Annotated in this window: 21 protein-coding genes; 13 read left to right on the top strand and 8 right to left on the bottom strand. The window is 70.4% G+C overall.

The genetic code is table 11. From position 1 onward, the window contains the following. Positions 1–150 precede the first annotated feature (150 nt). The 6 genes from ACFVYR_RS25265 (at position 151) to ACFVYR_RS25240 (ending at position 5093) form a co-directional block, all read left to right on the top strand. Complete coding sequence (locus tag ACFVYR_RS25265) at positions 151–693, top strand: DinB family protein (protein ID WP_384258292.1); 543 nt, start codon at positions 151–153, stop codon at positions 691–693. 96 nt (positions 694–789) lie between these two features. After that, a complete protein-coding gene (locus tag ACFVYR_RS25260; RefSeq protein ID WP_384258289.1) occupies positions 790–1431 on the top strand; it encodes a PadR family transcriptional regulator in 642 nt (213 codons plus the stop codon). 87 nt (positions 1432–1518) lie between these two features. Continuing rightward, on the top strand, positions 1519–2499 hold the full coding sequence (locus ACFVYR_RS25255; RefSeq protein WP_384258287.1) for an ATP-binding cassette domain-containing protein: 981 nt from the start codon (positions 1519–1521) through the stop codon (positions 2497–2499). Between the two features lie 11 nt (positions 2500–2510). Next, a complete protein-coding gene (locus ACFVYR_RS25250) occupies positions 2511–3329 on the top strand; it encodes an ABC transporter permease (protein ID WP_384258409.1) in 819 nt (272 codons plus the stop codon). A gap of 101 nt (positions 3330–3430) precedes the next feature. Next, the gene (locus ACFVYR_RS25245) at positions 3431–4189 is read left to right on the top strand and encodes a MerR family transcriptional regulator (protein WP_384258284.1); all 759 of its coding nucleotides are present in this window, start codon (positions 3431–3433) and stop codon (positions 4187–4189) included. A 226-nt stretch (positions 4190–4415) separates the two neighbouring features. Continuing rightward, positions 4416–5093 carry a DedA family protein gene (locus tag ACFVYR_RS25240; RefSeq protein WP_384258282.1) on the top strand — a complete coding sequence of 226 codons (678 nt, stop codon included), beginning with the start codon at positions 4416–4418 and terminating at the stop codon, positions 5091–5093. A 73-nt stretch (positions 5094–5166) separates the two neighbouring features. On the opposite strand, the gene ACFVYR_RS25235 is transcribed toward ACFVYR_RS25240, so the two are convergent. Both ACFVYR_RS25235 and ACFVYR_RS25230 read right to left on the bottom strand, forming a co-directional pair. Further along, a complete protein-coding gene (locus ACFVYR_RS25235; protein WP_384258280.1) occupies positions 5167–6840 on the bottom strand; it encodes a threonine/serine exporter ThrE family protein in 1674 nt (557 codons plus the stop codon). A gap of 116 nt (positions 6841–6956) precedes the next feature. Next, the gene (locus ACFVYR_RS25230; protein ID WP_055568469.1) at positions 6957–7448 is read right to left on the bottom strand and encodes an inorganic diphosphatase; all 492 of its coding nucleotides are present in this window, start codon (positions 7446–7448) and stop codon (positions 6957–6959) included. Between the two features lie 124 nt (positions 7449–7572). Here ACFVYR_RS25230 and dacB point away from each other — a divergent pair, with 124 nt between their 5' ends. The 6 genes from dacB (at position 7573) to folE (ending at position 15681) form a co-directional block, all read left to right on the top strand. Further along, entirely contained in the window at positions 7573–9078 is a 1506-nt protein-coding gene (gene dacB / locus ACFVYR_RS25225; protein ID WP_384258277.1) for a D-alanyl-D-alanine carboxypeptidase/D-alanyl-D-alanine-endopeptidase, read from the top strand. A gap of 642 nt (positions 9079–9720) precedes the next feature. Then, complete coding sequence (locus ACFVYR_RS25220) at positions 9721–10851, top strand: zinc-dependent metalloprotease (protein WP_384259214.1); 1131 nt, start codon at positions 9721–9723, stop codon at positions 10849–10851. Between the two features lie 233 nt (positions 10852–11084). After that, positions 11085–12122, top strand: a complete 1038-nt coding sequence (gene tilS / locus ACFVYR_RS25215) for a tRNA lysidine(34) synthetase TilS (RefSeq protein ID WP_384259211.1) — start codon at positions 11085–11087, stop codon at positions 12120–12122. Positions 12123–12176: 54 nt separating this feature from the next. Continuing rightward, the gene (gene hpt / locus ACFVYR_RS25210) at positions 12177–12737 is read left to right on the top strand and encodes a hypoxanthine phosphoribosyltransferase (protein WP_055565725.1); all 561 of its coding nucleotides are present in this window, start codon (positions 12177–12179) and stop codon (positions 12735–12737) included. A 184-nt stretch (positions 12738–12921) separates the two neighbouring features. Beyond that, positions 12922–14934 carry an ATP-dependent zinc metalloprotease FtsH gene (ftsH, locus tag ACFVYR_RS25205; protein WP_384259209.1) on the top strand — a complete coding sequence of 671 codons (2013 nt, stop codon included), beginning with the start codon at positions 12922–12924 and terminating at the stop codon, positions 14932–14934. 141 nt (positions 14935–15075) lie between these two features. Beyond that, on the top strand, positions 15076–15681 hold the full coding sequence (gene folE, locus ACFVYR_RS25200) for a GTP cyclohydrolase I FolE (RefSeq protein ID WP_384259206.1): 606 nt from the start codon (positions 15076–15078) through the stop codon (positions 15679–15681). 70 nt (positions 15682–15751) lie between these two features. Here the strand turns inward: folE and ACFVYR_RS25195 are convergent, their stop codons facing one another. The 6 genes from ACFVYR_RS25195 to ACFVYR_RS25170 form a co-directional block, all read right to left on the bottom strand. Beyond that, positions 15752–16240, bottom strand: coding sequence for a DUF3180 domain-containing protein (locus ACFVYR_RS25195; RefSeq protein ID WP_384259204.1), 489 nt, complete (start codon positions 16238–16240; stop codon positions 15752–15754). A gap of 47 nt (positions 16241–16287) precedes the next feature. Then, positions 16288–16899, bottom strand: coding sequence for a 2-amino-4-hydroxy-6-hydroxymethyldihydropteridine diphosphokinase (gene folK / locus ACFVYR_RS25190; RefSeq protein ID WP_384259201.1), 612 nt, complete (start codon positions 16897–16899; stop codon positions 16288–16290). Next, positions 16896–17255 (bottom strand): dihydroneopterin aldolase, encoded by a 360-nt coding sequence (gene folB / locus ACFVYR_RS25185; RefSeq protein ID WP_384259199.1) that lies wholly within the window; start codon positions 17253–17255, stop codon positions 16896–16898. Before folB ends, folK begins: the two co-directional genes overlap by 4 nt. 166 nt (positions 17256–17421) lie before the next feature. Then, positions 17422–17928 carry a nuclear transport factor 2 family protein gene (locus tag ACFVYR_RS25180; RefSeq protein WP_384259197.1) on the bottom strand — a complete coding sequence of 169 codons (507 nt, stop codon included), beginning with the start codon at positions 17926–17928 and terminating at the stop codon, positions 17422–17424. Beyond that, on the bottom strand, positions 17925–18800 hold the full coding sequence (gene folP, locus ACFVYR_RS25175; RefSeq protein WP_384259195.1) for a dihydropteroate synthase: 876 nt from the start codon (positions 18798–18800) through the stop codon (positions 17925–17927). Before folP ends, ACFVYR_RS25180 begins: the two co-directional genes overlap by 4 nt. Before the next feature lie 20 nt (positions 18801–18820). After that, positions 18821–20638, bottom strand: coding sequence for a phosphatidylglycerol lysyltransferase domain-containing protein (locus ACFVYR_RS25170; RefSeq protein ID WP_384259193.1), 1818 nt, complete (start codon positions 20636–20638; stop codon positions 18821–18823). Between the two features lie 250 nt (positions 20639–20888). On the opposite strand from ACFVYR_RS25170, the gene ACFVYR_RS25165 reads away from it, so the two are divergent. After that, complete coding sequence (locus tag ACFVYR_RS25165) at positions 20889–22007, top strand: alpha/beta hydrolase (RefSeq protein WP_384259190.1); 1119 nt, start codon at positions 20889–20891, stop codon at positions 22005–22007. Positions 22008–22038: the final 31 nt, after the last annotated feature.

Below are 22038 nucleotides of genomic sequence, written 5' to 3'. Positions count from 1 at the left end.
TCGTCTGAGCACTCGAAGACAGGCCCTCACGTACGGAGTCACCCGGAGCCTTGCGGACAGAACCTGACCGCAAGGCTCCGTAGCGTCTGCGGTGTCGGAAAAGCCCCGGCGGAACAGCCCGTGCAAGCGGGCCGGAGAGAGGCGGACACCATGGTCACCCACGTCAGCGCGGAAGCTCACGGCGACGAGCGCGGCGCCCTGCTCGCCTTCGTGGAGGCCCAGCGCGGCGGCCTGCGCCGCTCGGTCATCGGCCTGACCGCCGAGCAGGCGAACGCCCGCCCCAGCGCGAGCGAGCTGTCCCTCGGCGGACTCGTGAAGCACGTCGCAGAGACCGAGCTGAACTGGCTGCGCATGGCCCAGCAGAAGCCGAACGACCGCGCCCGCACGCAGGAGACCTGGGGCGAGAGCTTCCGCCTCGTGGAGGGCGAGACGGTCGCGGAGGCCCTGGGTTTCTGGGACGAGGTCGCCCGCCAGACCGAGGAGTTCATCCGCGGGGTGCCGAGCCTCGACGACACCTTCCCGCTGCCCGAGGCGCCGTGGTTCCCGAAGGACGGCGTGGTGTCGATGCGCTGGATGATGCTGCACCTCGTCGAGGAGATCGCCCGGCACGCGGGCCACGCCGACATCGTCCGCGAGTCCCTGGACGGCAGGACGGCCTTCGAGCTGGTCGCCCTGGAGCGGGACGGCTCCTGACCCCGCTGGGTCCAGCCCCGTGCCCCTTACCTCGTATCCCGCACCCCGTACCCTAGTCAAAGTTGATGACTGAGGTGTTCAGGGAAGGCGCGGTGCATGTCAGCGATCCGGCTGCTGGTTCTCGGGGCCGTGCGCCAGCACGGCCGCGCCCACGGCTACCAGGTCCGCAACGACCTGGAGTACTGGGGCGCCCATGAGTGGTCCAACGCCAAGCCGGGCTCGATCTACCACGCGCTGAAGCAGCTGGCGAAGCAGGGCTTCCTGTACGCGCACGAGATCGCGCCGTCCACCGTGGGCGGCCCGCCGCGCACCGAGTACGAGGTCACGGAGAAGGGCACCGAGGAGTACTTCAGGCTGCTCCGCGATGCCCTCTCCACGTACGACCAGCGGCCGGACGTGCTCACGGCGGCCCTGGGCGTCATCGTGGACCTGCCGCGGGATGAGGCGGTCGCGCTGCTCCGCGAACGGGTGCGTGCCATGGAGGAGTGGCGCAAGACCGTCACCGAGTACTACACGCCCGAGGAAGGGCCCGGCCAGCTCGGCCACATCGGCGAGATCATGAACTACTGGGTGCACACGGCCGACGGTGGCATGGAGTGGGCGCGGGGCCTGATCGAGCGGATCGAGGGCGGCGCCTACACCTTCGCCGGCGAGGGCGAGCCGTTCGTCGGCGTGCTCGCCGATGGCGAGGAGAACCCTTACGGGAAGGGCGAGCCGCATCCGGGGGATCGCGACTAATCAAGTTTGACGAATCGCCTGGGCGGGGATACCTTTCTTCACCTAGTCAAGTTTGACTAGGTGGTGTGTGGGCGTGAAGGGAGTCGGATGGCGGACGCGATCGTCGTCGAAGGGGTACGGAAGCGGTTCGGGGAGAAGGTCGCACTCGACGGCCTCGACCTGGTGGCGGGGCGCGGCACGGTCCACGGCGTGCTCGGGCCGAACGGCGCGGGCAAGACCACGGCGGTGCGGGTGCTCGCCACCCTGCTCCGGGCGGACGAGGGGCGCGTGGAGGTCGCGGGGTGTGACGTGCGGCGCAGGCCCGACGAGGTGCGCAGGCGCATCGGCCTGCTCGGGCAGCACGCCGCGGTGGACGAGGAGCTGAGCGGCCGGCAGAACCTGGACATGTTCGGACGGCTGCATCACCTGGGCGCCCGCCACGCGCGCGTGCGGGCCGATGAGCTCCTGGAGCGGTTCGGCCTCGCGGACACCGGCCGCAAGGCCGTCAAGCAGTACAGCGGCGGCATGCGGCGCCGCCTGGACCTCGCGGCCTCCCTGGTCACGGACCCCGAGGTGCTCTTCCTGGACGAGCCCACCACGGGCCTGGACCCGCGTGGCCGCGCGGAGGTGTGGGACTCGGTGCGCTCGCTGGTCGGCGGCGGCACCACCGTGCTCCTGACGACGCAGTACCTGGAGGAGGCGGATCAGCTGGCCGACCGGATGTCGGTGATCGACGGGGGCCGGGTCGTCGCGGAGGGCACGGCGGACGACCTCAAGGGGAAGCTGGGCGGCGACCGGATCGACGTGGTGGTGCGGGACGCGGCGCACCTGCCGCGCACGGCCGAGCTGCTGCCGCACGGCGCCACGGTGGACGCGGACCGCCGCATGGTGTCCGCGCCCGTCACGGACCGCATGGAGGCCCTCACGGGCGTCGTACGGGCGCTGCTGGACGCGGGCATCGACGCCGAGGACGTGGCGCTGCGCAGGCCCACGCTGGACGAGGTGTTCCTGAGCCTTACGGGGCCCACGGGGTCTGCGCGACGCGAGGGGCGTACGGAAGACGGGGAACGTATGAAGGGGGCTGTGTGAGCAGTACGTATATGGCGCGCGGTACATCGGCCGTGGCGAGGGGTACGTCGGCGGGGTGGGCCCTCGCCGACTCCTGGACCATGACGCGGCGCGAACTCGCCCACTGGGCGCGGCAGCCCGTGCAGGTCCTGGTGGGCCTGGTCTTCCCGGTGATGCTGCTGCTGATGTTCACCTATCTGATCGGCGGCGGAAAGGGCATCGCGGGGGAGTACGCCGAGTTCCTGGTGCCCGGCATGTTCGCGCTGACGATGGTCTTCGGGCTCGACGCGACGATGCTCGCGGTCACCCAGGACCTGAACAAGGGCGTGATCGACCGGTTCCGCTCCATGCCGATGGCCAACGGCGCGGTGCTCGTGGGACGTTCGGTCGCCGACATGCTCCAGTCGTTCGTCTCGCTGATGGTGCTCATGGGCGTCGGGCTCGCGATCGGCTGGCGCTGGCACGGATCGTTCTGGGCGGTGCTCGCGGGCGTCGGGCTGCTCCTGATGCTGCGCTTCGCGATGCTGTGGCTCGGCATCCACCTGGCGATGATCGCGGGAAAGCCGGAGCTGGTGACGGCCGTGCAGATTCTGGTATGGCCGGTCGGCTTCCTCTCCAACGCCTTCACGGTGCCGGAGAACATGCCGGGCTGGCTGGGGACCGTGGTCGAGTGGAACCCGCTGTCCGCGACGGCCACTGCGGTCCGTGACCTCTTCGGCAACGACCCGGGGGTGGCGGAGACCTCCTGGGCGGCAGAACACGCGGGGCTCCTGGCGGTGTTGTGGCCGGTGGTGCTCGTGGGGATATTCCTGCCGTTGGCGGTCCGCAGGTTCGCGGCGCTGGGCCGGTAGCGGGTGACCGGTGGCCGGGTGGGCCGACGGCGCGGACTTGCACCTCACGTGGCGTGAGGACGCAGGCTGATCGGCGTACCGAAAGAAGAAGGGCGGAAGCCATGGGCTACTCCGTGGGACAGGTCGCCGGTTTCGCCGGAGTGACGGTGCGCACGCTGCACCACTACGACGAGATCGGCCTGCTCGTGCCCGGCGGGCGCAGCCACGCGGGTCACCGGCGCTACGACGACGCGGACCTTGACCGGCTGCAGCAGATCCTGTTCTACCGGGAGCTCGGCTTCCCCCTCGACGAGGTGGCGTCCCTCCTGGACGACCCGGACGTGAACCCCCGGGAGCACCTGCGCCGCCAGCACCAGCTGCTGACCGCGCGCATCCACCGGCTCCAGGACATGGCCGCCGCCGTCGAGACCGCCATGGAGGCGAAGAAGATGGGCATCAACCTCACGCCCGAGGAGAAGTTCGAGGTCTTCGGGGACCACGACCCCGACCAGTACGCGCAGGAGGTGGAGGAGCGCTGGGGCGACACGGAGGCCTACCGGGAGTCGCAGCGCAAGTCCGCCTCGTACACCAAGGAGGACTGGAAGCGCATCAACGACGAGTTCAACGCGGTGCACGCGCGCGTGGGCGACCTGCTGGCCCGGGGCGTCCCCGCCGACTCCACCGAGGCCATGGACGTCGCGGAGGAGCACCGCCTCTTCATCTCGGCGAACCACTACACGTGCTCGCGGGAGATGCACACCTGCCTCGGTGAGATGTACGTGTCGGACGAGCGCTTCACGGCCTTCTACGAGGCCATCAGGCCCGGGCTCGCGGTCTACCTGAGGGATGCGATCCTGGCGAACGCGGCGCGCGGCGAGTGACACGCACGGGCACTCCGTAAGGGTACGTACGCGGTAAGGGGCACCCGACCATGGCGGGTGGTCCTTACCGCGGCGGGCGGTCCCCGCACCACGCGGGTTTGTCCCAGTTGTCGCCCAGTGCATCCTGAGAAGGACGGTGGAACGCGGCCGGGCCGCCCCACGTTGATAACTTTGGGCGGCTGCACCCGCCGCCGCACCGCCCCCTCACCCTCAGGAGCCCGGAACCGTGACGACGCTTGCGCTCGGACCAAGCTGGCTGGATCCGGATCATCTGCTGAACCAGTTCGGCATCTGGGGTCTGCTCCTGATCGTCTTCGCGGAGTCAGGGCTGCTCATCGGCTTCTTCCTGCCGGGCGACTCGCTGCTGTTCACCACGGGCCTGCTGATCACCACGCACAAGCTCGACTTCCCGCTCTGGCTCGCGGTGCTGCTGATTTGCGTCGCGGCGATCCTCGGCGACCAGGCGGGCTACCTCTTCGGCAAGAAGGTCGGCCCCTCGCTCTTCAACCGCCCGGACTCCAAGCTCTTCAAGCAGGAGAATGTGGTCAAGGCCCACGACTTCTTCGAGAAGTACGGCCCGAAGTCCCTGGTCCTGGCCCGCTTCGTGCCGATCGTGCGGACGTTCACGCCGATCATCGCCGGCGTCTCCGGGATGCGGTACCGCTCGTTCATCACCTTCAACATCATCGGCGGTGTCCTGTGGGGCGCCGGCGTCACGCTGCTCGGCTCCTGGCTCGGCAACATCGAGTTCGTCCACAAGAACATCGAGGCGATCCTGATCCTGATCGTCCTTGTCTCGGTGGTGCCGATCGCCATCGAGTTCCTGCGGGCGCGCAGCAAGTCCAAGAAGGCGGCGACGGCCGAGGGCGGCCCGGCCCTGCGCGGCCGTCACGCGAAGCGTTAGACCACAGGGCACAGGCCACAGACCACAGGGCACAGGCCACGGGCGCCTGGCCCGCAGGCGCCCGGCCCGCAGGTCAGAAGCCCCTGGTCCGCTTCGCCGCACGGCGATTGGCCGCGGAGGCGGCCCCCGGCACCTTCAGGATGAGCCGGGAGACCTCGCTCCCCAGGTTCACGCCGATCGCGATGGCCAGGGCCGTCGCGACGGCCCTGGTGAGCGAGTTCATCCCGGTGTTCAGATCGTTCTGCGCCAGGGCGAGCAGCCCGAAGTACGTCGCGCTACCGGGCAGCAGCGGGCCGATCGCGGCCGTCACATAGGGGAGTGACGACGCGAACCGGTAGCGCGAGAAGAGCTGCCCGAACAGCCCCACGAGCCCGGCCGCCACGGCCGTCGCGGCGACGGGCGAGAGCTCCAGCGGGGTCTGCGCGAGGGCGCCGAACATCACCCAGGCGATGCCGCCGTTGAGGGTCACGATCAGCACGGTGTTACGTTCCTGCTGAAGCAGGATGGCGAAGGCGAGACTCAGCGCCATCGACGCCAGGATCTGGATGATCGGCCGCGACGACGTCACGCCGAACTTCGTCTCCGGAGTCAGATTCGTCGCGTCGAACATCACGCCGAGCGACAGCACGAGCAGCACACCGCAGACGATGCCCACGATGAGGTACATGACCTCGAGCAGGCGGGCGGCCGCGGTGATGTAGTAGCCGGTCAGACCGTCCTGCACACCCGCCACCAGGGCCCGCCCGGGGATCAGCGCGAAGAGTCCACCGGTGATGACCGCCGACGCCATCGACGCCTCGGTGTGCACGAAGCTGAGCGCCACGCCCATCCCGGCCGGCGGCATCGCGGCGCCCACGAACTGGTAGAACTCCGGCAGCCCGCGTCCCGCGCACAGCCACGCGAGCCGGTCGCCGAGCATCGCGCCCACAGCGGCCACGAGGAACACGAGCGCGCCACCGCCCACAAGCACCGACGCGGAGCCCGCCAGCAGCCCGCTGGCGGCCGTGAGCGCCCAGCCGGGGTAGGGGTGGCGGTTGCGCCGGATGCCCGCGAGACGGCGGTAGGCCTCCTCCAGGGAGACCTCGATGTCCGGGTCGCTGATGTCGTCCACCAGGTGGAAGACGGCCGCGAGCCGGGTGTAGTCGGTGCCCCGGCGGCGCACCGTCCGCGATGCCGTGACGGGGTCGTCCACGAGGGAGGGCTGGTGCGAGATCGACAGGAGCGTGAACGTCACGTTCGGCTCGCAGCGGTCCAGACCGTAGGAGCGGCAGACGGCGAACATCGCCGCCTCCACGTCCTCCGCGCCCTCGCCGCCCGCGAGCAGCAGCTCGCCGATACGCAGCGTCAGGTCGAGCACGCGCGGCACGGCCGGGCCGGCCTCGTCCTCCTGCTTCTGCGCGGCCTCCGGAGCGGGCCGCTCGGTGACCGGCATGCGCAGCATCGTGCGCATCTGGTCCTGCCAGGGCACCTCCTTGGTGAGCTTCACCAGGGGGATGCCCTGCGCGGGCGTGAAGGCCTGCGGGGCGTTGCGCGCGCTGTAGGTGTGCGGCGGGGTGAACGCCGACTTCTCGGTCTCCTGAGTCGTGGTGGACGGGGTGGCGAGACCGGTCGGCAGAGCGAACTCGGACGTGGTCTGGGACTCGTCCTCAACAGCCGGCGCCTGCGCCGCCACACCACTGGGTTGCACGAAGGCACTGCGGGCTTCGTCCGACTGAGGCTTGCGGTCCTCGGCCTCCTGCTCGGCCACTGATGCCCTCACTTCTCATAAGACTCGTACGCACCCTCCGTATGGCCAGTATGGGCACAGATACACGAACGGGCCGCGTGACCCCCAGGTCGCGCGGCCCGTCAGGAGCGAGTGGCTCAGTGGCCGCCCTCGTCCTTGAAGCGCTTGTAGGAACGCTCGATCTCGGCCTCGGCGTCCGTACGGCCGACCCAGTCGGCGCCCTCGACGGACTTGCCGGGCTCCAGGTCCTTGTAGACCTCGAAGAAGTGCTGGATCTCCAGGCGGTCGAACTCGGAGACGTGGTGGATGTCCCGCAGGTGCTCCACACGGGGGTCGGAGGCCGGGACGCAGAGCAGCTTGTCGTCGCCGCCCGCCTCGTCGGTCATCCGGAACATGCCGATCGCGCGGCACTTGATGAGGCAGCCCGGGAAGGTCGGCTCGTCCAGGATGACGAGTGCGTCCAGCGGGTCACCGTCCTCGCCGAGGGTGTTCTCGACGAAGCCGTAGTCCGCGGGGTAGCTGGTCGACGTGAAGAGGCGACGGTCCAGACGGATCCGGCCGGTCTCGTGGTCCACCTCGTACTTGTTCCGCGAACCCTTCGGAATCTCGATGGTGACGTCGAACTCCACGGGTGGCTCCTCCATGATCAGCACATACTTCGGGTGATTAAGTGTCCCTCACGCAGATGTGTGATCGCGAAAGGGGCTGGTCGTCGTGCCGGAGCTCAAGCCTTGGCAACGGCCTCGACAGCTTTTGAGACAGCTGCCAAAGCCCTTCGCCACCCAGCTCGCCGGGTTCTCCGGAAAGCTCACGACATGGCGGCTCACGGCGGTTTCCGCCGCGTTCGGCCTGGTCATCGCGGTCGGGGCGGTAGCCGCTTCCGGCCCTTGGGACTCCTCCGGTCAGCGTACGGCGGAGCGGGACCGGGCCGCTTCCCAGGAGGCCCTGGGTGGCGCAGATCACGCGGGTCGCGGGCCCGAAGGGTCGCCCGAAGCCGCCCCGAGCGCCCCTTCCGTGCTCGCCGGTCTCGGCGCGCCCGCCGGGGCGGCGCCCGCGCCGACACACAGCTCGCTCGCCGACGTACTCGATCCGCTCCTGAAGGACCCGGCGCTCGGACCCGAGCGGTCCGCCGTCGTGCTGGACGCGGCCTCGGGGAAACGGGTTTACGGCAAGGGCGCGGGCGACGGCCTCACCCCCGCCTCGACGATCAAGATCGCCACGGCGGTAGCGGCGCTCTCCGCGGCCGGTCCCGACCACCGCATCACCACGAAGACGATGCTCGGACCCGACACCTCCGGCGCGCCCGACGTGGTCCTTGTCGGCGGCGGCGACCCCACGCTGACCGCCCGCAAGGACGGCCGCTACACCGACACCGCGGCGAGCCTGCGGATCCTCGCCGAGGACACGGCGCGCTCCCTGAAGAGCCGCCGTATCGACAAGGTGAAGCTCTCGTACGACACGTCGCTGTACTCCGGACCCGCGCTGCACCCCATCGGCCCCAACGAGAACATCACGCCCGTCAGCGCCCTGATGGCCGACGAGGGACGGCTCGACGACTCCTCCAGCGGGCCCGCCCCGCGCGCGGAGGACCCGGCGGGTGACGCGGCGAAGAAGTTCGCGGGCTTCCTCAAGGACCACGGTGTCACCGTCACGTCGGACCCCGGCCCCGCCAAGGCCCCGCCCCGCGCCACCGCCCTCGCCAAGGTCGAGTCGCCTCCCCTGTCGGCCCTGGTCGAGCGGATGCTGACGCACAGCGACAACGACATCGCCGAGGCGCTGGCCCGCCAGGCGGCCGTCGCCGCGAAGGAGCCGGCGAGCTTCGAGGGGGCGGGCCGGGCGGTCCGCGCCCGGCTGTCCGAGCTGAGGCTCCCCCTCTCGGGGGCCAAGTTCACCGACGGCAGCGGCCTGGACCGCGCGGACCGCGTCTCCGCCGAACTCCTGGCGACCCTCCTGGACCGCGCCGCCGACCCGTCCCGCCCCGGCCTGCGCTCCGTGGTGACGGGCCTGCCGGTGGCGGGCTTCACCGGCACGCTCGTCGACCGGTACCCCAAGGACTCCCCGGGCACGGGCGTCGTCCGCGCCAAGACCGGCACGCTCACGGGGGTGAACAGTCTCGCGGGCACGGTGGTGGACGCGGACGGCCGTCTCCTGGTCTTCGCCTTCATGACCACGGGCACGACCGATCCCCAGGCGGCGCAGTCCACGCTGGACCACATGGCGTCCACCGTCGCCAACTGCGGCTGCCGCGCGGACCGCTGACTTCGTCTGCGCGTCCCGCACGGTGGCCCTGCGCCTGCGCGCCCACTTGCTGTTTGTCGCGCGGCTGACCGCGGTGTGTGGTTGCTCGCGCAGTTCCCCGCGCCCCTGAGGACCCTCCGGCCCCGCCCGCCGGATGGCACCCTGCGCCTGCGCGACGCACCTGCTGTTTGTTGTTCGCCCGCCCCCCCCCGCATGTGGCCGCTCGCGCAGTTCCCCGCGCCCCTGGGGACCCGGAGCCCGGCCACACCAGCGGGTCCCGCCCCGGGGCGCGGCCAGGGGCGCGGGGAACTGCGCGCCCAGCCACGCACGGCGGACAGCCGAGGAACAGAGGCGAGCCCCCCCCAGGGGCGCGAGGAACTGCGCGCCCAGCCACACACGGCGGACAGCCGAGGAACAGAGGCGAGCCCCCCAGGGGCGCGAGGAACTGCGCGCCCAGCCACACACGGCGGACAGCCGAAGAAGCGACCCCCACACCCCACCAGCCACTCCGCCCCACCCCTCCCCTCCCCTCCCCTCCCCTCCCCTCCCCTCCCCATCCCATCCCATCCCACCCGAACTCCGGTCCCCTAGGGGCCACGCTCCCGGGCAACGTCAGGGGTGCAAGCCCCTCCACCAGAGGGAGCGAACACGTACCGTTGACGCATGACGAGCATCGGTGGTGCGGAGATGGTCGACTGGAATCTCGCGGTGGCGACCGCGACCCGGCTCGTGCGGCCGGGCCCAGAAGTGAGCCGGGACGAGGCACGCGCCGTCGTCGCCGAGCTCCGACGGCACGCCAAGGCCTCGGAGGAGCACGTCCGTGCCTTCACGAGGATGGGCTCACAGGACACTCACGACACCCCGGTCCTCGTGGTGGACAGGGCCGGCTGGATCAAGGCGAACGTCGCCGGTTTCCGGGAGCTCCTCAAGCCCCTCCTCGACAAGATGCAGGACAAGCGCGGCAGCGGCCCGGGCGGCGCCGTCCTCGGCGCGGTCGGCGGCAAGGTGACCGGCGTGGAGCTGGGCATGCTCCTGTCCTTCCTCGCCTCGCGCGTCCTCGGCCAGTACGAGACCTTCGCCCCGGCCACCCGCGACCTGCCCGCGAGCGCGAGCGGCGGCGGCAGACTGCTCCTCGTCGCGCCGAACATCGTGCACGTCGAGCGGGAGCTGGACGTGGACCCGCACGACTTCCGGCTCTGGGTCTGCCTCCACGAGGAGACGCACCGCACCCAGTTCACCGCCGTGCCCTGGCTGCGGGACCACCTCGAAGGCGAGATCCAGTCGTTCCTCGGCGAGACCGAGGTCGACCCGATGACGTTCCTCGAGCGGATGAGGGAGGCCGCCCAGTCGCTCGCGGGCGGCCGGGGCGAGACGGAGGGCGAGGAGTCCACCGAAGGGGGCCGCTCCCTCGTCGAGCTGGTGCAGACCCCCGCCCAGCGCGAGATCCTGGCCCGCCTGACCGCCGTGATGTCCCTCCTGGAGGGCCACGCGGACTTCGTGATGGACGGCGTGGGACCGGACGTGGTGCCCTCCGTCGGCGAGATCCGCGAGAAGTTCAAGGAGCGGCGGGCGCGCGGCGCGAGCCGCCTCGACCAGGCCCTGCGCAAACTCCTCGGCCTCGACGCGAAGCTGCGGCAGTACAGGGACGGCGAGCGCTTCGTGCGCGCGGTCGTCGACGAGGTCGGTATGGACGGCTTCAACCGCGTATGGACCTCGCCGAACACACTTCCCACCAAGGCCGAGATCGCCAAACCGGCGGACTGGGTCGCGAGGGTGCACCGTAAGGGAGACTGAGAAGCCGGATGCGGCCGACGGCAGGAGAACGCCCCCGTAATCACCCGTCCGAGGGACCGTGGGCGATGGGTAGGCGTGCAATGCTCGAGGAACGGCTCGGCTCTGTCACCATCGACACACTCTGAGTGACCGGACTTGAGGGAAGAAGGACCCCCGAGGGGTCCGGGTGCCCCGGGTGGTCCTCAGGTGACTGATCCGAGGCTCACCCCCGAACTTCACGAAGGGAACCGGACATGGGTCCCCATCCTGCGGTCGCGGCGATACGCCTGGCGGTCCGCCGCGTACTCCACGACGTACTGACCGACGTACAGCGCAGCTCCGAAACCGATACCCCACGCCCCCCGCACGAGCCGGCCCCCACACCGCTCGTGCTCGTCGCCTGCTCAGGCGGCGCCGACTCCATGGCGCTCGCCTCCGCGCTCGCCTTCGAAGCCCCCAAGCTGGGTATCCGCGCCGGCGGCATCACCGTCGACCACGGCCTGCAGCCCGGCTCCGACCTGCGCGCCGCCGAGGTCGTGGTGCGCCTCACCGCGCTCGGCCTGGCCCCGGTGGAGTCCCGCACGGTGCACGTCGGCCGGGACGGAGGCCCCGAGGCCGCCGCCCGCGACGCCCGGTACGCAGCCCTTGACGCCGCCGCCGAACACCATGCGGCGGCCGCCGTGCTGCTCGGCCACACCCGCGACGACCAGGCCGAGACCGTGCTGCTCGGCCTCGCCCGCGGCTCCGGGATCCGCTCCCTGTCCGGAATGGCCGAGACCTCGGGGGTCGCCGGCCGTTACCGCCGCCCCTTCCTCGGGATCGACCGGCAGACGGCCCGCAAGGCCTGCATGGTCCAGTCGCTGCCCGTCTGGGACGACCCGCACAACGCCGACCCGGCGTACACCCGTTCCCGGCTGCGCCACGAGGGGCTGCCCGCGCTTGAGAAGGCCCTCGGCAAGGGCGTCGTCGAGGCGCTCGCCCGCACGGCCCAGCTGTCCCGGGACGACGCCGACGCCCTCGACGCGTGGGCGGCCCAGGCCGAGGCGACCGTGCGCGACCCCGCGGGCCTCCTGGAGTGCGCCAAGCTCTACGCGCTGCCGCCCGCCGTGCGCCGCCGCGTCGTGCGCCGGGCCGCCATCGAGGCGGGCGCTCCCGCCGGCTCGCTGTTCGCCCGGCACATCGAAGAGGTGGACCGTCTGATCACCGGCTGGCGCGGCCAGGGAGCCATCAATCTCCCGGGCAAAGTCATGGCTCAGCGCCAGGGTGGCAGACTGGTGATCCGGCAAGGCTGACGAGTGCCCCGTGTTCGTTGCGGGCCCTGTCGGCCGGTGGGACGACCGAAAGTGATGCGGGTGGACGCGAAAGACATGGGCACCGACCTCAAGTCGGTGCTCATCACCAAGGAAGAGATCGACGCGAAGCTGGCCGAGCTGGCCGCGAAGGTCGACGCGGAGTACGCGGGCAAGGACCTGCTGATCGTCGGCGTCCTCAAGGGCGCGGTGATGGTCATGGCGGACCTGGCGCGCGCGCTGTCCACCCCCGTCACGATGGACTGGATGGCCGTCTCGTCGTACGGCGCGGGCACCCAGTCGTCCGGCGTCGTGCGGATCCTCAAGGACCTGGACACGGACATCAAGGGCAAGCACGTCCTGATCGTCGAGGACATCATCGACTCCGGCCTGACGCTGTCCTGGCTGCTGTCCAACCTCGGCTCGCGCGAGCCCGCCTCCCTCGAGGTGTGCACGCTGCTGCGCAAGCCCGAGGCGGCGAAGGTCGCGATCGACGTGAAGTGGATCGGCTTCGACATCCCGAACGAGTTCGTCGTGGGCTACGGCCTCGACTTCGCCGAGAAGTACCGCAACCTCCCGTTCGTCGGAACGCTCGCCCCGCACGTCTACGGCGGCTGACGTCCCGTAGCGCCGCGTACGGCGTCGGGGAACCCTCACCCGTTTCCCGACGTTGAAGTAGGCGAAGGCGGGTTTGCCAGCAGTCCCAGGCGACTTCGGGTCACAATGCTGGGGTACCGTCCGAAGAACAGTCTTTATCAAACTCACTATGGCAGGAGGGACGGGGCGTCATCGCTCCGTATGGATGGACGTGAAGCGATACTTCCGTGGGCCAGTCATGTGGATCGTGCTGGCCGTCCTTGCCGTGGTCGTGTTGATGCAGGTCGTCGGCTCGTCCGGCGGCTACAAGACGGTGGACACCGGCCAGGTCGTCCAGGCGATCAACGACAACAAGGTCGAGTCGGCCAAGATCACCACCGGCGATGACCAGATCATCAAGGCCGAGCTCAAGGACGGCAAGAAGGTCGAGGGCAGCAGCAAGATCCAGGCGAGCTACATCGGCGACCAGGGCGTCGACCTCGCCAAGAATCTGCAGTCCAAGTACCAGACCAAGGACATCCCGGACGGTTATACCGTCTCGCCGTCGAAGCAGAACCCCTTCGTCGGCATCCTGCTCTCCCTGCTCCCCTTCGTCCTCATCGTCGTCGTCTTCCTGTTCCTGATGAACCAGATGCAGGGCGGCGGCTCCCGGGTCATGAACTTCGGGAAGTCCAAGGCGAAGCTCATCACCAAGGACACCCCGAAGACGACCTTCTCCGACGTGGCGGGGTCCGACGAGGCCGTCGAGGAGCTCCACGAGATCAAGGAGTTCCTGCAGGAGCCGGCGAAGTTCCAGGCCGTCGGCGCCAAGATCCCCAAGGGCGTGCTCCTCTACGGCCCGCCCGGTACCGGTAAGACGCTGCTCGCGCGCGCCGTCGCCGGTGAGGCCGGGGTCCCGTTCTACTCGATCTCCGGTTCCGACTTCGTCGAGATGTTCGTCGGTGTCGGTGCCTCCCGTGTCCGTGACCTCTTCGAGCAGGCCAAGGCGAACGCCCCGGCGATCGTCTTCGTCGACGAGATCGACGCCGTCGGACGCCACCGCGGCGCCGGCATGGGCGGCGGCCACGACGAGCGCGAGCAGACGCTGAACCAGCTGCTCGTCGAGATGGACGGCTTCGACGTGAAGGGCGGCGTCATCCTGATCGCCGCCACGAACCGCCCCGACATCCTCGACCCGGCGCTCCTTCGCCCCGGCCGCTTCGACCGGCAGATCGCCGTCGACCGCCCGGACATGCAGGGCCGTCTGGAGATCCTCAAGGTCCACCAGAAGGGCAAGCCGGTCGCCCCGGACGTCGACCTGGGCGCGGTGGCGCGTCGTACGCCCGGTTTCACCGGCGCCGACCTGTCGAACGTGCTGAACGAAGCGGCCCTCCTCACGGCGCGCGGCGACAAGAAGCTGATCGACAACCACGCGCTGGACGAGGCGATCGACCGCGTCGTGGCGGGCCCGCAGAAGCGGACCCGGATCATGTCCGACAAGGAGAAGAAGATCACCGCGTACCACGAGGGCGGACACGCCCTGGTCGCGGCGGCGTCTCCGAACTCGGACCCGGTCCACAAGATCACGATCCTCTCGCGCGGCCGGGCCCTCGGGTACACGATGGTCCTGCCCGAGGAGGACAAGTACTCCACCACGCGCAACGAGATGCTCGACCAGCTCGCGTACATGCTGGGCGGGCGCGCCGCCGAGGAGCTCGTCTTCCACGACCCGACGACGGGCGCGGCGAACGACATCGAGAAGGCCACCGCGACCGCCCGTGCCATGGTCACGCAGTACGGCATGACCGAGCGGCTCGGCGCGATCAAGTTCGGCGGTGACAACACCGAGCCGTTCCTCGGCCGCGAGATGGGTCACCCGCGCGACTACTCGGAAGAGGTCGCGGCGCTGGTCGACGAAGAGGTCAAGAAGCTCATCGAGACCGCGCACAACGAAGCGTGGGAGATCCTCGTCGAGAACCGGGACGTCCTGGACAACCTGGTCCTGCAGCTCCTCGAGAAGGAGACCCTGAACAAGGAGCAGATCGCCGAGGTCTTCGCGGGCATCGTCAAGCGCCCGGCACGCCCGGCGTGGACCGGCTCCTCCAGGCGTACGCCCTCGACCCGTCCGCCGGTGCTCTCCCCCCGGGAGCTGTCCCTGACGAACGGCGCCACCCCCGCGGCGGCCCCGGGCACGGAGCAGCCCATCGAGGTGGCCCCGGAGGACCGTCCCGAGAGCTGATCCCGCGCGTCTCAGCAGGCCCGGAATGTAAGCCGCGCCCCCCTGGTTCTAGCCTGGGGGGCGCGGCTTGTTTTGTACGCCCGCAGAAGGCACGCTCACCCCGCGCAGGCAGTCGCGGGAACGCACAGGAACGAGGCACAGATGACCGACCCCGTGACACTCGACGGCGAGGGCTCGATCGGCGAGTTCGACGAGAAGCGGGCCGAGAACGCCGTGCGTGAGCTGCTGATCGCCGTGGGAGAGGACCCCGACCGCGAGGGCCTGCGCGAGACGCCGGGCCGGGTGGCGCGCGCGTACAGGGAGATATTCGCCGGACTGTGGCAGCAGCCGGAGGACGTCCTGACGACGACGTTCGATATCGGACACGACGAGATGGTCCTGGTGAAGGACATCGAGGTGATGAGTTCCTGCGAACATCATCTGGTGCCCTTCGTCGGCGTCGCCCACGTCGGGTACATCCCGTCGACCGACGGCAAGATCACCGGCCTCTCGAAGCTGGCCAGGCTCGTGGACGTGTTCGCGCGCAGGCCGCAGGTGCAGGAGCGGCTGACCACGCAGATCGCGGACTCCCTGATGTCGATACTGGAGCCGCGCGGGGTGATCGTGGTCGTCGAGTGCGAGCACATGTGCATGACGATGCGCGGAGTACGCAAGCCGGGCGCGAAGACCATCACTTCCGCGGTGCGCGGGCAGCTGCGGGACCCCGCGACGCGCAATGAGGCGATGAGCCTGATCATGGCCCGCTAGCCCGGCCGTCAGCACGGGCCGGTATGGCCCGCCCCGGTCACCCGGCCCCGCTCTGAGCAGTGGTGACTGCCTACGCCGGGGCCGGCCCGCCGCCGCCGTTCTCGTCGTCGTCCTCGGGGAGCCGGCAGACGCGTTCCATGAAGAAGGCGGCCAGTATCACCGCGATGCCCATCAGGACCGAGAGGCCGGCGTACACCGCCTGGTCGCGGCGGGCCGGGATGTCGAGGAATTCGAGCAGGAACGCGCCCGTGCCGCCGTACATCCCGGTGACGAGTGCCGCGACCAGCGCGCTGGCCTGACCGAACACGACGGCCCTGGCGGCCATCAGGGGCTCCACGCCCTTCGCGCCGGGGCGGCGCTCGCGCTGGGCGCGCAGCCGGGAGCGGAGCGAGAGCGCCGTCGCGAACAGGACGACGGCGATGACCGCGAGCACGATCGGCGCGGCCAGCGGGACGCGCGGCAGCGTGCCGATGGAGTCCCACAGCCGGGCGCCCGACCAGGACAGCACACCGGCCGCGAGGAAAAGGCCGGCCAGCGTCCTGATGCGCAGTTGCTTCACGGGTGACCCTTCATCGGCTTGCTTACCTCGACCGCCTCTTCCAACGACTACTCGGGCAGCCGGAGTTCCAGGTCGGCGCGGGGCGCGACCCCTTCGAGGGTGATCGATTCGAGGATCCGCGCCACCGGCCCGCGGCCGGCCAGCTGTGCCTCGGGTTCGACATCGTGCCAGGGGGCGAGGACGAAGGCACGCTCATGCGCGCGCGGGTGCGGCAGCGTGAGGACCGGGTCGTCGGAGACGACGTCCGCATACGCCACGATGTCCACGTCGATCGTGCGCGGGCCCCAGCGCTCGTCGCGTACGCGGTGGAAGGCCTCCTCGACCGCGTGCGCGCGCTCCAGGAGCGAGGCGGGCGGCAGGGTCGTCTTCACCACGACGACCGCGTTGAAGTACGAGGGCTGGCTGCCGGGGTCGACGCCCCACGGCTCCGTCTCGTACACCGGGGAGACCGCCTTGACCCGCAGGCCCGGGGTGTCCTCCAGGGCGTCGATGGCGCCCTGGAGGGTCTCCAGGCGGTTGCCGAGGTTGCTGCCCAGCGAGATCACGGCACGGTGCGGGTTGGACAGGGTGTGGTCCGCCGCGTCCACCTGCTCGACCACGGAGGTGGGCACCGGCTGGACGGTGGGGTCGCTCTGACCCGCTGTGAAGGGCGCAGTCATACTCGGCTCCGGGTGATGGTGACGGTCACGTCGTCGAACGGCACGGTGATCGGGGCGTCCGGCTTGTGCACGCACACCTCGACCTCCAGGACTCCGTCGTGCTTGAGACACGCCTGTGCGATGCGCTCGGAGAGCGTCTCGATGAGGTCGACGGGTTCGCCCTCGACCACGGCGACGACCTCTTCGGCCACGATCCCGTAGTGCACGGTCTTCGCCAGGTCGTCGTCGGCCGCGGCCGCTCGCGTGTCCAGGCCGAGAACCAGGTCCACGATGAAGGTCTGGCCCTCTTCGCGCTCCCGCGGATAGACACCGTGGTGCCCGCGGGCCTTGAGGCCGCGCAGCGCGACACGATCCACGCGAATCACTCCTGAAATCGTCGGTATCGGCAGGCCTGCACCGAGTGCGGTCGGCACACCAGCCTCGATCGAATCTACCTGCGAGCACTGACAGTCCTTGCCCGCGGGGCCCCGCGACGGGGATTCGGGCCCCCATGATCCCGGGCTGTTTCCTGGCCCCTACCCACTACGAGGGGGCCTTGTCGCCTTCTTCGTCGTCAGTTTCGGCCAGTACGGGCGACGCGTGGTGCGACCACAGTTTCCAGCCGTCGGGTGTGCGGCGGAACACATTGGTGGCGACGACGAGCTGGCCCACGAGCGGGCCGAGTTCGCCGCCGGCCTCCGGGGGCGGGCCGCCGCTGAGGATGTTCTCGGTGCACGTCACCAGGGCGGTGTCGCCCGCCACGCCGACCTTCAGGTCGGTGAGGAAGAACTGGATGTACTCGGTGTTCGCCATGATCAGCGCGTACGACCTGAGGACCTCGCCGCGGCCCCTGAGGACGGGCCAGCCGGGGTGGACGCAGGAGACGGTGCCGCCGGCATCCGTGTCGGTGTCGGCGGCCGTCCCCTCGGTGTCCGTGTCGGCGTCCAGCCACAGGCCGGCCACCTCGTCGAAGTCGCCGCGTTCCAGCGCTTCGTAGAAGGCGGTGTTGGCGCGTTCGACCTGCTCGATGTCGGTCCTCGCGGCGGTCACCGGTGGCCGCCGGCCGCCGCGCCCGTCACGGCCCGGGCGACCCGGACCGCGTCGGCCGTCGCCCGCACCTCGTGCACGCGGACCGCCCAGGCGCCCTGGTGGGCGGCGATGGCGGAGACCGCGGCGGTGGCGGCGTCGCGCTCGCGGGCGGGCGGTGGCGCGCCCTCGGGACCCGCGAGGACGCGGCCGAGGAACCGCTTGCGGGAGGCGGCGACCAGAACCGGGTGGCCGAGCCCGCACAGCCGGTCCAGGTGGGCGAGGAGCGCCAGGTCGTGCTCGGCCTCCTTGGAGAAGCCGAGGCCCGGGTCGATGACGATGCGCTCGGGGGCGATGCCGCCCTCGATGGCGGCCCGCACGCGCGCGTGCAGTTCGGTGACGACTTCGCCGACCACGTCCTCGTAGTGCGGCCTGGCGTTGATGTCGGTGAGGAAGCCGCGCCAGTGCATGACCACGAAGGGGGCGTGCGCGGCGGCGACGGCCGGGACCATGCGGGGGTCGGCGAGGCCGCCGCTGACGTCGTTCACGAGGACGGCGCCCGCGGCCAGTGCCTGTTCGGCGACAGCGGCGCGCATGGTGTCCACGGAGACGGTGATGCCCTCGGCGGCCAGGTCGCGGACGACGGGGACGACGCGCTTGAGCTCCTCGTCCTCATCCACGCGGGTGGCGCCCGGACGGGTGGACTCGCCGCCGACGTCGACGAGGTCGGCGCCCCGCGCGACCAGGTCGATGCCGTGCTTGACGGCGGCCGTCGTGTCGAACCAGCGTCCGCCGTCGGAGAACGAGTCCGGCGTCACGTTCACCACGCCCATGACCGCACAGCGGTCCCACTCCGGCAGCCCCTGGACCGTTCTCCGCCCGCGCAACGTACTCATGTCTCCAGCCTAGGCGGCCGCTACGCCGCCTGGACCTCGCGTTCGTGGGCCTGGTGCGGGCAGGGGCGGGGCTGCGCGGTGCCCCTGCGCAGGAACCGGGGGAGCGCGAGGGTCACGAAGCCCTCGGCCTGCATGGCGGCGAAGCCGATGCGGGGCAGGTCCTTGCTGGAGCGGTAGACGACGAAGCGGGGCTCCCAGCGGGGGCGGAACTTCGCGTTGAACTTGTACAGGGACTCGATCTGGAACCAGCGGGAGAGGAAGACCAGCAGGCCGCGCCAGGCGCGCAGGACCGGGCCCGCGCCGATCTTCTCACCGCGGGCGAGGGCGGCGCGGAACATCGCGAAGTTGAGGGACACGCGCGCGATGCCGAGCTTCGGGGCGGCCTGCAGTGCGGCGACGATGAGCAGCTCGTTCATGCCGGGGTCGGCCGAGCGGTCGCGGCGCATGAGGTCCAGGGAGACGCCGTCCTTGCCCCAGGGGACGAAGTGGAGGACGGCCTTCAGATCGCCGTAGGCGCCGGGCTCCTCGTCGGCCTTGTGTGCGGTCGCGATCAGGCAGTCGCCGTCGTTCGGGTCACCGATGCGGCCGAGCGCCATGGAGAAGCCGCGCTCGGTGTCGGTGCCGCGCCAGTCGTCGGCGGCGCGCTGGATCTTGGCGAGCTCCTGTTCGCCGAGGTCACGGATGCGCCGTACGCGCGTCTCGTAGCCATTGCGCTCGATCCGCTTGACCATCTGGCGTACGTTGCGCATCGCACGCCCGGAGAGGGAGAAATCCGCGACGTCCACCACCGCCTCGTCGCCCAGTTCCAGGGCGTCGAGGCCGGTCTCGCGGGTCCAGACCTCGCCGCCCGTCTCGGAGCAGCCCATGACGGCGGGCGTCCAGGAGTGGGCCTTCGCCTCGTCCATGAAGCGCTCGATCGCGCCGGGCCAGGCCTCGACGTCACCGATGGGGTCGCCGCTGGCGAGCATCACGCCGGAGACGACGCGGTAGGTGACGGCGGCCTTGCCGCTGGGGGAGAAGACGACGCCCTTGTCGCGGCGGAGCGCGAAGTGGCCGAGCGAGTCGCGGCCGCCGTGCTTGTCGAGCAGGACGCGCAGCTTCGCCTCGTCGCCGTCGGTGAGGCGCGCCGCCGGGTGTTCGGGGCGGAAGGCCAGGTAGATGGTGGTGAGGGCGGTCAGCATGCCGAGGGCGCCGAGGGAGAAGCCGACCGTCCAGGACGTGCGTCCGTAGTAGTCGACGGGGCCCTCGAAGCCGAAGAGGCCGTAGAGGACGTGCTCCAGGCGCTCGGTGATGCTCGGGTCGCCGATGACCTTCCCCGGGTGGACGCTGACGATGACGAGGCCGAGGACGATGGAACCCGCTCCGAGGAGGACGAAGTTGGCCAGGGCACGCCAGCGGCTGCGCGGGTCGGGCAGCGCCGTGAACTCACTCCGGTGGCGCAGTACGAGCGCGAGGAGCGCGAGCGAGATCACCACGCCGATGATCGAGTGCCGGTACCCGAACTGCGCCACGGCGCCCACGGGGAGCAGCACCACGGCGGCCCGCCACGCCCGCCGCTTGTGGCGGCGCAGGCCGTGTGCGAGCAGGAGCAGCAGGATGCCGGAGCTGAGCGCCATGGCGGCGGCGAAGGGGCCGAGCGCACCCGGCAGGACTTCGGCGATGGCGTGCATGCGGCTGTGCCGGAAGCGGGGGAAGACACCTGCCGCGACGTTCAGTAGGCCGACGAGTGTGCAGGCTCTCGCGACGAGGATCGGCACCGCCTCGGGCCGTGGGCCGCGCAGTATCCGGCGCAGCCGACCGTCGTGGCGGTCCTCACTCCCCGGAACCCCGCCCGACATTTCCCCATCTATCCTGACAGACATCGCATCCCGTAGTTCTGCGAGAGACCTTGATTCCGGCGCCAAAACGGCATCCGGCAACATTGCGTTCTCTAGGACGGTCCTTCTGGGACACGGGTTCATTCCCGACCGGAAACCGCTGGAAAAGCTCTGGCAAGGACCCCGGTAAGCGCCGGAAAGGTCCAGGCCGGGCCCGGTCAAGCCGCGGCACGTGCCCGGCACAGGTAGAAAGCGCAGACAGGAACACCCCATGGGTCTCACGAGCAACAAGGTCCTCGCCCTTGCGGTCTTGCTGGCGGTGCTGCTCTTCGTCGGCACGATCTGGCTCTGGCCGCGGCTCGCCCGCCGCAGCTGGAAGGCGATCACCGGCCGCGTCGGGCTGCTCATCGCCACCCAGGTCGCCATATTCGCCTCGGTGGGCCTGTCGGCCAACCAGGCCTTCGGCTTCTACGCCACGTGGGCCGACCTCTTCGGCCAGGAGACGGCACCCGGCCTCGTGGTCGACCACGACACGGCCAAGGGGACGGGTCCCGTCAAGGTCGTCGACACCCAGACCGTGAACGTGCCGGGCGGCAGCCGGCCCGCCACCGGGGGCCAGATCCAGAAGGTCGAGATCAGCGGCAAGAGGTCCGACATCGCCAGCCCGGCCTACGTCTACCTGCCGCCCGAGTACTTCCAGCCGCAGTACAAGAACCGGAAGTTCCCCGCGGCCGTGGTGCTCACCGGCTACCCGGGCACCGCGCAGGCGCTGATCAAGGGGCTGCACTACCCGCAGACCGCCCACAAGCAGGCCGCCGACGGCAAGATGCAGCCGATGATCCTGGTCATGATGCGGCCCACGGTGGCACCGCCGCGCGACACGGAGTGCGTGGACATCCCCGGCGGCCCGCAGACCGAGACGTTCTTCGCCAAGGACCTGCCCAGAGCTGTGGCGGATCACTACAGGGTGGGCGTCAAGCCCGAGAACTGGGGCATCATCGGCGACTCCACGGGCGGCTACTGCGCCCTGAAGCTCGCCATGCACCACCCCGAGGTGTACGCCGCGGGGGCGGGCCTGTCCGCGTACTACAAGGCGCCCATCGACGTCACCACCGGTGATCTCTTCCACGGTGACAAGGAGCTGCAGAACCGCGCCGACCTCATGTGGTACCTCGACCACATGCCGCCGCCCAAGACGTCCCTGCTGGTGACCACCAGCAAGAAGGGCGAGGGCAACTACCGCGACACGCAGAAGTTCATCGACAAGGTGAAGGCGCCCACGCGCGTCTCGTCGATCACGCTGGAGAGCGGCGGGCACAACTTCAACACCTGGCGCAGGGAGATCCCCGCGAGTCTGGCGTGGATGAGCGGGCGCTTGAGCGACGACTGAGCCGCGTCTGGGCCGCGCTTGAGTCGCGCCT

This window comes from Streptomyces sp. NPDC058284, assembly GCF_042881135.1.
Lineage (GTDB): Bacteria > Actinomycetota > Actinomycetes > Streptomycetales > Streptomycetaceae > Streptomyces.
This window is presented reverse-complemented; position numbering and strand designations above follow the sequence as displayed.